The following is a 10,687-nucleotide window of genomic DNA, read 5'->3' as shown; positions in this document are numbered from 1 at the left end:
TTTCTAATATAAATGGCTTTTCTATATACTCTATTTCTGAATAGTCTAATAAACGATTTATCTTTTCTTCTGAATCTGATATTATTATGGCGTAGTTGTATCCTAAAATTTCTACAGATACACCTAGCTCATTTTGTAATCTTAATATATCTCCATTATATTTCGCTACTACTTCATACTCTATATTAATCACCCCCATATAAAAATCAACTTTTGATTTATAAATTCAAAAAAAATATTTATAGTTATCAAACTATTAATTTTTATAACTACAAATATTTTTATTATATATATATGTATATGTATTAATAATATTTTTATTGTATAATACATATATTGATTCAATTTAATAATATTAATTAATAATTAAAAAGGATGTGTTATTTTGAAAGATAAAAGATTTTACCTAAGCATTATACTTACTATAGTTGTGTCTTATATTTTAATTAAATTTATAGATAGCTATCAATACTTCTTTGGTGTATTCAAGTTATTTTTGTCGCTGCTTACTCCATTTGTCATAGCTTTTATACTAGCGTATATTTTTACTCCTATTGTTAATTTTTTAGAAGTAAAATTAAAGTTAAAAAGAATTTTTGCACTACTTATTACTTATGGAATGTTGCTAATTTTATTAGCTTCTTTTATATTATTTACAGCTCCTATTATTATAAGTAACTTAGCTGATATAATTAATCAATTCCCATTATATGTTGAAAAAACTCAAAATTTTCTTATTGAAACTGGCAATAGTTTGAAAACTGTTGATCCAAATACTTTAAAAGAAATAGGAGATAAATTTATGTCTGCTATGCCTGAAATTAGTAATTTACTTATAGGATCTTTAGGACAAATATTTACTACTACTTTTTCTATATCTAAATTTATAGTTCAATTTGGTTTAGCATTTATAATTTGCTTTTACATTATTTTGGAAAAGGAAAGCTTCTTTTCTTTTTATGAAAAATTATTGTATATTACTTTAGGTAAAAAATATGCACAATTAACATTAGATGTTGGACATACTTTAAACACTAATATAGGAAAATACTTTACCGGTAAAATAGTTGATTCCTTTATAGTTGGATTATTATCAGTAATTGGACTTTATTTCATAAATTCAAAGTATTCTTTATTATTTGGTATTTTAATTGGTGTTATGAATTTAATTCCATATTTTGGACCAATAATAGGTATGACTCCTGTTGTTTTAATAAATTTATTTTATGATCCAAGCATAGCCTTATTCTCTTTAATTTATTTATTGTTAGTTCAACAAATTGAAATTGCATTTATAGAGCCTAAAATAGTTGGTGGACAATTAGGCCTTAGTCCATTTTTAACTATACTTGCGGTTACTGTTGGTGGAGGGTTCTTTGGCATACCAGGTATGATTTTATCAGTTCCTATAATGGGTGTTATAAAAGTATATCTTGGTGAATTTATTGAATACAAACACAATAATATGAATTTATAATTTGTGAATATTTATTATCTTAATATAGAATAAGTAGTTATAATCTACTTATTCTATATTTTTTTACATAAATTAATTACGATATTGTAATTATAAGTAACAGGTATGTAACTGTTATATTTATTGTAGTTTATGGTAATATTTATATATAGATATTATAGTTATATAGAATTTGTTTTATTCATTAAATAAACTAGTATCTTAATATAATTATGAAGGATGGTATATTATGAAAAAAGCAATTATAGTTTCATTTATTTTATGTACATGCTTGTTTTTAACTAAACCAATGTCACAATTGATATTTGCACAATCTTCTTATAACAGCATTTCAATTGACCATAAACAATTAACAGTAGAAGAAGCAAAAGAACTTCTTTTGAAATATAATAATAAAGTAGATTATATTTATCAAGGAGACGCTAGCCAATTTGAGACTTTAAAATCTAAAAATCTTCAGGGGTATGTTTTCTTACCAAATGTTGAAACTGATATAGGATACTTTGTTGACAAAACTACTTGTAGCATTTATTTCTTCCATCCAAGTGGATATCTTGAATTAGTTACTAATTCTTAGATTGTACAATATAAAAAAAGATATAGGTTAGATAGTCATATTAGACTATCTAACCTATATCTATAATAATATATTTAAAATTGTTCCACTCTCTTTTATTACAACTAATTATTTGAATTTATCTTATACTATTTTCTATCCTATTTTTTATATCAACAGCTGGTGTGTCTTCTACCTTTATAACTTCACCTTCCCACGTTCTTATCATTATATAGTCTGTTCCTTTTGATATTAAATACTGTGGTAATAATGGAGTCTTTCCTTTTCCTTTTGGTGCATTTATTATATATGTTGGTATTGCCATTCCTGATGTGTAACCTCTTAAATATTCCATAATTTCTAAACCTGCATCTACAGATGTATTAAAGTGAGCAGTTCCTTTTACATGTTTACTATGGAATATATAATATGGCTTAACTCTTATTTTAAGTAATTCATGGTTTAAACATCTCATTACATATTTATCATTGTTAACCCCATTTAAAAGCACTGCTTGATTTCCTAATGGAACTCCACTATTAGCTAATTTAGCACAAGCCTCTTTAGTTTCTTTAGTTATCTCCATTGTATGGTTAAAGTGTGTATTTATATATATTGGATGGTATTTCTTTATCATATCACAAAACTCGTCTGTAATTCTTTGTGGCATTGTAACTAGTGTTCTAGTTCCTAATCTTATATAATCAACATGTTCTATACTTCTAATTTCACTGATTATCCACTCTAACATATCATCTTTTAATGTTAATGGATCTCCTCCAGTTATAAGTACATCTCTTATTTCTTTATTTTCTCTAATATAGTCTATAGACTCTTGTATAACCTTTTTGCTGTTATGACAGTCATCTTGTCCTATATTTCTTCTTCTTTGACAATGTCTACAATACATTGCACATTCATTTGTTACATTTATTATTAATCTATCTGGATATCTTCTTGTTATACTTCCTGCTGGATTTGTGAATTCTTCACCCATTGGGTCTAAATCTTCTTGTGAATTGTCTAATTCTATATGTGATGGTATTGACATTAATTTTATCGAATCATATATATCGTCTGGATCTATTAAGCTTAAATAATATGGTGAGATGGCCCATCTGAATTGGCTTTGAACTTCTTTGATGTGATTTATTTCATTTTCTGTTAATTTAAGTATCTTTGATAAAGTATCTGCATCTGTTATTCTATTTGATAATTGCCATTTATAATCATTCCAATTTTCTTCTGTTGCTCCTAATATATTTAATATATGCTGTTTTCTTTTATTTATTTCGTTTTCTTTTTCAATTCCTTTTGGGATTGAATCTTTAATATTAATATAGTCTTCTATTCTTGATTTTAGTTGTGCTGCTCTTTCTAAAGAGATTTTAGTTTGTTCATTCATAAGTTGTATACTAAGGTGTTACTTCCTTAGTACTCCCCCTTTCCTTATGTGATTATATTTTGAAATATTTTGTAAATTTTTAATTTAGATTTTTTTTTTTCACGAATGAATATGCACTTGCAAATTCATTTTGTTTTAAAATATATATTACCATATATATAATATATTTTCAAGTAAAGTAAATATTCAAGCAATATTTTATCGATTTTATCCACTATTTTTGATATTTTTAAAATAATAAATCTCGCATATTGTTAATATGCGAGATTATAGTCTTACGTATTTTCTTCTATTTTTTTGTTAAGTCTACCTAGCATGTTTTTAGAGAAATCAGATATACTCTCAGGAATACATGTATAAGTTGCTAATATACTGTAAATCTCTATAGCCCTTTTATAATCTTTTTTTCCTGTGTATGCTTTAAAAGCGTCTTCAGCTAAATCTTTAGATGCTTTATTTATTTGTTCATGTCTTCTTATCAAAATAACATCTCCCCTAAAGTACAGTATATCTACTTATATGTATTTATACTGTACTTTATTACTAGGTTTATGTTTAACGGTTTTGATCTGTATCTATATTTTCATTTATACTTTCTATTTTTACATTTACTACATTACTATCTTTAGAATATTTTGCTCCTTGATTTGCTTTTACATATATATCTATATCTATTTCTCCGTCTTCAAGTTTCATTATATATTCATTTGATTGTATTCCACTTTCAAGTAGTACAAACCCACTGTCTTGTGCTAAATTATTTTTTATATAAACACTATATTGTACATTTTTTATATTTATAGCATTCCAGTTAAATTTAGCAACATTATTTTCCTCATCTATATAGAATTGTAACTCTTTAACTTCTAAGTCTTGTATATTCTCTTCTATATCTTCTTTAGGTGGTTTTATGTTTATAATGTTACTTGGATTTGTTGTTCCAAATTTAGTTTTCCCTACTACCTTCATACTTACATCTGGAATCTTACCATCAATTAAATCCACTTCTATTGTCGCCTTTATTCTCTTAGATGATATAACTTCTTTTTCATCTACTCTTATGGATTTAACTACTTTGAATTCTCTTTCTTTTAATGAGTTATTTCTTAAATTAATTTCATAATCTAAAATACCTTCTATATAATCCCATTCAAGTGATATTTGTAATTTATTATCTATCACATCATAATTTACTTCTAAGTTTTCTATCTTACGATTTGTTAAAGGTTCTTCAACTACTTTAATAGTAATTATTTTACTTTTACCATCACAAGTTATCTTTATTTTGTCTTCTCCTTCTCTAATCCCTACTATAGTCCCATTATTGTCTAACCTTATAGCTTTTTGTACATTTAGCTTTCTTCCAACCCATTCATATTCAACTTTAGGATGTTTTAATCCTGTAGGTTTTGTTATTATTTTAGGATTTAATTTTTTTTCTTGTCCAACTTTTATCTCTATCACATTCTGTATATCTATTTTAGAAACTTTAGCCTTTATATTAAATTCTAAATCATCTTCTTTATCCTTCGCTTTTGCATAAATCTTAGCTTTCCCTACTCCAATAGCTTCTATTTTATTTCCAGTTATTTTTATAATACTTTGATCACTACTTTCATAAGTAGCTTTTTCTTTTTCTTTAAATTTGTCATAGTCCACTTCAACTATTGAACTTATTTGAGCTGTATCGCCTACATACTCTAATTTATTATCTAATTTTGCTTCTACATATTGAACATTTGGGTCTATAACTTTAACATTTATTTTTCTTAACACTCTTGAATTTTTCATAATACCAACTGCAGAAATACCTTCCTTAACTGCAATTAGCTTATTACCTTCTATTTTTAAGGTTCCAGCATTATCTAGTACATTGAACCATATATTAGGATCCTTAGCATATGATGGTATAGATATGTAATCTCCACTTGATAGTGTTACTTTATCATTTAATTTTATTACATATTGATCTATATCTGCTACATAGTCTCCTTCTTCTATATTAAGCTCTACTCCTTTTACCATTGGTCGTAAAATCCCCACTTTAAAAAGGTAATATTGTGCAATCATTAGTATAGGTATAGATATTAATATGAGTATTTTTCTATATTTTTTATTTCTTATAGTTCTCATTTAACCACATCCTTTGTGACTATTAATTTCACCTATAATATATATTAATCTCTCTTTTCTAACTTATATATTAAACTGATATATTAATCTCTCTTTATTAAACTTTATATGTTGTCTCTATTATTAGTAATTCCTTTTGTTTATATAATTCTCCTCTAAAATAACTAGTTTTTTTAGATATATTTAATATTGAAATTGTGAAATCCTCATATCTTAAATATTGCTAAGAACATAATTTTTATAATTTATCTTTTTAATTATAATCCATTAAATTAAAATCTAATCATTAGCCTTATTATATATAAATTATTTTACGATTAAAATAGTTTTTATGATTATTTACTAAATTCATATATTTTTTTATTGAATATTATTTTTTAAAGTATCATTTGATAAATAATTTACATTAAAACATTTTTCTAAATTTATATTCTAAAATATTATAATTATAAACTGTATAGCTAATAATATAAAATCGATAAGTGAATAAACGAAAATCCTGATGCACTATATAATATTATAAATAAATATAAAAAATACTCTAGGAAACCCTAGAGTATTTTTTATATTTATCTATCTTTTACATCTAAATTATATTTTTCAACTAAATCAGCTACTAAATTATTTTGCTTATCCTGAGATAATTTATCTTTTAATTCTTGTTTTACAGCGTCAAAATCACCTTGTTTTTCATCAGTTTTTTTAATAATATGATATCCAAATTGACTTTCTACAACATCTTTATTTACTTCTCCTGTTTTTAATGAAAATACAGCTTTTTCAAACGGTTCTACCATTTGGCCTTTTCCAAAGAAATCTAAGTCTCCTCCATTTGAAGCACTACTATCTTGAGAATATTCTTTTGCTAGCTCTGCGAAATCTTCTCCAGCTTTAGCTTTCTTTAATATTTCTTCAGCTTTTTTCTTATTTTTTTTCTTTTCTTCTTTACTTACAGGATTACCTTTAGCATCTGTATTTGAGATTAATATATGAGAGGCTCTTACTTTTAAGAATTCATCCTTATTTTTATCATAGTAATTTTTAGCTTCTTTATCACTTACTTCTGAAGCTTGTGCCATATATTTTGTCGCTATTAATTCTTTTTCTACTTCTTTTTCTAATTCTTCTTTAGATATTTTAGATTGACTTAGAAAATCTTTTTCTGCTATTCCAGTTTGTTGAGATATACTTTGTACTAAACTTGCATACTCAGATTCTATTTCTTCTTTACTTACCTTAATTTTTTCCTTTTGACCTTCAAGGTATAATACTTCTGTAGTTGTCATATAATCTATCATACTTTCTTCATATGACTTTATTTGCTCATCTGTCATTTTTTGTTTTCCATTTATGTAAAACACAGTTTCCATTTTTTGCTTAAGTTGTTTTTCAGTTATTTTTGTATCCCCTAATGTTGCTATTACTTTGCTACTACTATAATGTTTATGTGTTGCTGGTAATTTTCTTCCTTCATCTTTTCCTATTGTAAATCCAACACCTAAGCATAATATTCCGACAACTGCCGTTATAGCTATAGCCTTTATATTATTTTTTGATTTTTCATTAACTACCTCTGGCTTTACTTCATTTTCATTGCTTACTAGTTCATCCTTTAATTTTTCTTCGTTACTTTGATTTAGATTTTTATCTTCTGACATTTCTGTCCTCCCTTATATTTACTTTATTATTGCTTATAATTTTATATTACCTTATATTTACTTTGAATGTGTGAATCATAAATGAAAGTGTTATGAATTTAATATGAATTTAAATATTTCTTAAGCTATATCTTATCTCATTTCTTCCAACTTTTGTTTCTTTGTATTTTAGCATATCGACTACTTCATTTTTTTCTTTATTAATGAATGTTGCACATTCATCTAATGATTTAAATATTTCTATAACTTCCCCTTTTTTGTCTACTAGTTCTATCTTTTTCTTTCCACCTCTTTTGATTATAGACTTATATTTTTTAAAGTAATCATCATACTCTTCATCTATACATTCAAATACATAATGCATCTTTATTGGTTCAATTTTCTCATTGCATAAAATTTCATCTCTTTTATCATCTGACATCTTAATTGTAAAGATTTTATTATTTAATGAAGTTAAAATTTGAGATGGTGTCTTGATATTTTCTAAATAATTTATATCCTCTTCCTCAGATAAATCTAATTCTTTACTTAGGTATTTTATAGCTTCCCCTAAATAATCTGTATATCCATATTTTAAGTTTTCTTGTATATATTCTACAGGTATTTTAAGCTTTTTACTACACTCCTTATGAGTTTTAAAAACTTGTGGCTCTTTTGTATATACATCTATTGCTATGATGCTTTTTCCTCTTTTTATTTTTATTTCTTTTATGTATTCTTCATCTTCTTCTGTTATTTCTAGTTCATTTATTGTTTCTTCTACTACTTCTATCTCCTCTGATTCGTCTATTATTTCTTTCTCTTTCGTAATAGCAATTTCATTACAATTATATCCCTCATCGGTCTCAATTACTTCAGTTATAATTGCTTCACTATCTACCATTTCTTCATCTATATTTTTTTTATCACTTGACTCTATAACTTCTTCATTCTCTTGTATAAGTTCTATTTCCTCTACTTTATCTAATTTTTCAATAGATTCTTTATCATCTTTGTTTTGTTCCACTAAATTTTTTACACGATTAATAAAATTTTTTATCAATTATTTATTCCTCCCTAAAACTAGTCAATATTAAAGTGTTGTGAGTATTATGTCATATATTATATTACTAAAATATATGGTATTAGTAAACTAATTGAATGCTTTTTATTTTTTAATGGCAATAATATTTATATATATCATGATTTTTGTTATAATATTAAAAAAGGTTGTATTATTATGCTAAAATTTGTCATAAAGGTAGGTGAGATCATGCTTAATAATTTAAATGAAGCTAATAAATGTATTATCTGTAAGAATGCTAGGTGTCAAAAAAATTGTCCTATAGACACCCCTATTCCCCAAATAATTAGTTTGTATAAAGAAGGTAAATTTGAAGAAGCTGGTAAAATTTTATTTGAGAATAACCCTTTATCCGCTATATGTGCAGTAGTTTGTCCTCACGAAGATCAATGTAGAGGTAACTGTATAAAAGGTATCAAGGGAGATCCTGTACATTTTCATGATATAGAATATGAAATATCTACTAAGTACTTAGAAAATATAAAGCTACAAAAGTCTAATCAAAATAAAATTAAAGTCGCTGTAGTAGGTTCCGGTCCTGCTGGTATTACTGTAGCTTTAAATTTGGCTACTCGTGGGTATGATGTTACTATATTTGAAAAGAATGAAAAAATAGGTGGAATCTTAACTTACGGTATTCCAAGTTTCAGATTGCCACGATTTAATGTTGATTTGTTAGAGAAAAGATTAAAAGAATTAGGTGTTAAAATTAAGCTAAATGCTTTAATAGGTCCTGTAGTTACTTTAAGTAAATTATTTGAAGATGGATATAAATCAATATTCATAGGTACAGGAGTTTGGAATCCTAAAAGATTAAATATAAAAGGTGAAACTTTTGGACATGTTCATTATGCTATAGATTATCTAAGAACTCCTAATAGATATGACCTAGGAAATAAAGTTGTTGTCATAGGTGCTGGAAATGTTGCTATGGATGCTGCTAGAAGTGCTAAGTATTTTGGTTCTAAAGAAGTTTACGTAGCTTATAGACGTGATCTTGAGGATATGAGTGCCACTAAACATGAAATATCTGAGGCTAAAGAAGAAGGAATTTTATTTGAAACATTTAAATCTCCTGTTGAAATAGTTGATGAAGGTATAATATTTGAATGTACTAAAAAGGTTGTAAATGAAGATGGTTCTACATCTTTAGTTACAATACCTGATAGTAAAGAACTGTATGAATGTGATAGTATTTTGATTGCTATAAGTCAAGTCCCTAAAAACACTATTGTTATAAATAATAAAGGTCTTGATGTTAAAAAAGGTGGACTTCTTTTAACAGATGAAGCAGGTCTTACCACTAGAGAAGGTGTATATGCTTGTGGTGATGTTACTAACGGTGCTAAAACCGTTATACAGGCTGTCGTAGATGCTAAGAAAGTCTGTGATTCTATGGATAATTATTTGAAACAATTTATAAAATCAGAAACCTAAATACTAAAGCATCTATTAAAATATAAAAACCTATAAAATTAGAACTTTAGTTCTAATTTTATAGGTTTTCTTATATTATTTCTAATAACTGATTTTTTATAAATTATAATTGTATCGCAGAAACTTTATATCTATTACTATATTTTTTAGTTATCTACTTTTAACGTAAATCTCTTATTTATACTTCTTTATTTAAAGGTTTCTTTAAAACTGCTAAAAGTGCCATTCCTACTACTGAACCTATTATTATAGCACCTAAATATCCTAAAGGATTAGAAACTACCGGTACTACGAATATCCCTCCATGAGGTGCACGAAGTGATGCATTAAATAACATACTTAATGCTCCTGCTGTTGCAGAACCTACTATACATGCTGGTATTACATGAAGTGGATCTGCTGCTGCAAATGGTATTGCACCTTCTGTAATGAATGATAATCCCATTATATAGTTAACTTTTCCTGATTCTCTTTGTTCTTTTGTGAATCTATTTTTAAAGAATGTCGTAGCTAAAGCTATTGCAAGTGGTGGTACCATTCCTCCAGCCATTACTGCTGCCATTATTTCAAATTGACCTGCCTCAAGTGATGCCACACCGAATACATATGCTGCTTTGTTTATAGGTCCACCCATGTCTATTGCCATCATAGCACCTAATACTATCCCTAATACTATTTTTGAACTTCCACCAAGTCCATTTAAGAATGTTACCATTGTATTATTTATAACTACCACTGGTGGTATAACTACTAATGTCATTATTATACCTATTAAAAGTGTTCCAAATAGAGGGAATAAAAGTACTGGCTTTATGCCATCAAGTGACTGTGGTAAATTACTAAATAATTTTTTAAGTCCTAATACTAAATATCCTGCTATAAAACCTGCAATTAAAGCTCCTAAAAATCCTGATTTACTTTGATTTGCAAGTAATCCACCTACAAAACCTACTACCAT

The 10,687-nt window shown here is 26.2% G+C and carries 10 protein-coding genes; 3 read left to right on the top strand and 7 right to left on the bottom strand.

Annotated features, from left to right (window positions below):
* On the bottom strand, window positions 1-199 hold a 199-nt coding region (locus AC11VW_RS00280; protein ID WP_484299390.1), incomplete at its 3' end, for a hypothetical protein.
* Window positions 200-385: 186 nt separating this feature from the next.
* Here AC11VW_RS00280 and AC11VW_RS00275 point away from each other — a divergent pair.
* Window positions 386-1,477 carry an AI-2E family transporter gene (locus AC11VW_RS00275; protein ID WP_484299389.1) on the top strand — a complete coding sequence of 364 codons (1,092 nt, stop codon included), beginning with the start codon at window positions 386-388 and terminating at the stop codon, window positions 1,475-1,477.
* A gap of 229 nt (window positions 1,478-1,706) precedes the next feature.
* Window positions 1,707-2,054: a hypothetical protein gene (locus AC11VW_RS00270; RefSeq protein WP_484299388.1), complete on the top strand. Its 348-nt coding sequence runs from the start codon at window positions 1,707-1,709 to the stop codon at window positions 2,052-2,054.
* 118 nt (window positions 2,055-2,172) lie between these two features.
* Here AC11VW_RS00270 and eam read toward each other — a convergent pair whose 3' ends face one another.
* The 5 genes from eam to AC11VW_RS00245 form a co-directional block, all read right to left on the bottom strand.
* Complete coding sequence (gene eam / locus AC11VW_RS00265; protein WP_484299387.1) at window positions 2,173-3,438, bottom strand: glutamate 2,3-aminomutase; 1,266 nt, start codon at window positions 3,436-3,438, stop codon at window positions 2,173-2,175.
* A gap of 275 nt (window positions 3,439-3,713) precedes the next feature.
* The gene (locus tag AC11VW_RS00260) at window positions 3,714-3,920 is read right to left on the bottom strand and encodes a hypothetical protein (RefSeq protein WP_484299386.1); all 207 of its coding nucleotides are present in this window, start codon (window positions 3,918-3,920) and stop codon (window positions 3,714-3,716) included.
* Between the two features lie 73 nt (window positions 3,921-3,993).
* Window positions 3,994-5,571: a hypothetical protein gene (locus AC11VW_RS00255; protein WP_484299385.1), complete on the bottom strand. Its 1,578-nt coding sequence runs from the start codon at window positions 5,569-5,571 to the stop codon at window positions 3,994-3,996.
* Window positions 5,572-6,140: 569 nt separating this feature from the next.
* The gene (locus AC11VW_RS00250) at window positions 6,141-7,229 is read right to left on the bottom strand and encodes a peptidylprolyl isomerase (protein ID WP_484299384.1); all 1,089 of its coding nucleotides are present in this window, start codon (window positions 7,227-7,229) and stop codon (window positions 6,141-6,143) included.
* 109 nt (window positions 7,230-7,338) lie between these two features.
* Window positions 7,339-8,271, bottom strand: coding sequence for a hypothetical protein (locus tag AC11VW_RS00245; protein WP_484299383.1), 933 nt, complete (start codon window positions 8,269-8,271; stop codon window positions 7,339-7,341).
* Window positions 8,272-8,481: 210 nt separating this feature from the next.
* Here AC11VW_RS00245 and AC11VW_RS00240 point away from each other — a divergent pair, with 210 nt between their 5' ends.
* On the top strand, window positions 8,482-9,729 hold the full coding sequence (locus AC11VW_RS00240; RefSeq protein ID WP_484299382.1) for an NAD(P)-dependent oxidoreductase: 1,248 nt from the start codon (window positions 8,482-8,484) through the stop codon (window positions 9,727-9,729).
* A gap of 178 nt (window positions 9,730-9,907) precedes the next feature.
* Here the strand turns inward: AC11VW_RS00240 and AC11VW_RS00235 are convergent.
* Window positions 9,908-10,687, bottom strand: a 780-nt coding sequence (locus AC11VW_RS00235) for a PTS fructose transporter subunit IIC (RefSeq protein WP_484299381.1), incomplete at its 5' end; no start/stop codon positions are given.

This window comes from Romboutsia sp., assembly GCF_056995035.1.
This window is presented reverse-complemented; position numbering and strand designations above follow the sequence as displayed.

Bases quoted from the DNA above. Each gene is read 5' to 3' on its own strand.
- AC11VW_RS00270 (WP_484299388.1), top strand. From the start codon at position 1,707: ATGAAAAAAGCAATTATAGTTTCATTTATTTTATGTACATGCTTGTTT.
- eam (WP_484299387.1), bottom strand. From the start codon at position 3,438: ATGAATGAACAAACTAAAATCTCTTTAGAAAGAGCAGCACAACTAAAA.
- AC11VW_RS00255 (WP_484299385.1), bottom strand. From the start codon at position 5,571: ATGAGAACTATAAGAAATAAAAAATATAGAAAAATACTCATATTAATA.
- AC11VW_RS00250 (WP_484299384.1), bottom strand. From the start codon at position 7,229: ATGTCAGAAGATAAAAATCTAAATCAAAGTAACGAAGAAAAATTAAAG.
- AC11VW_RS00240 (WP_484299382.1), top strand. From the start codon at position 8,482: ATGCTTAATAATTTAAATGAAGCTAATAAATGTATTATCTGTAAGAAT.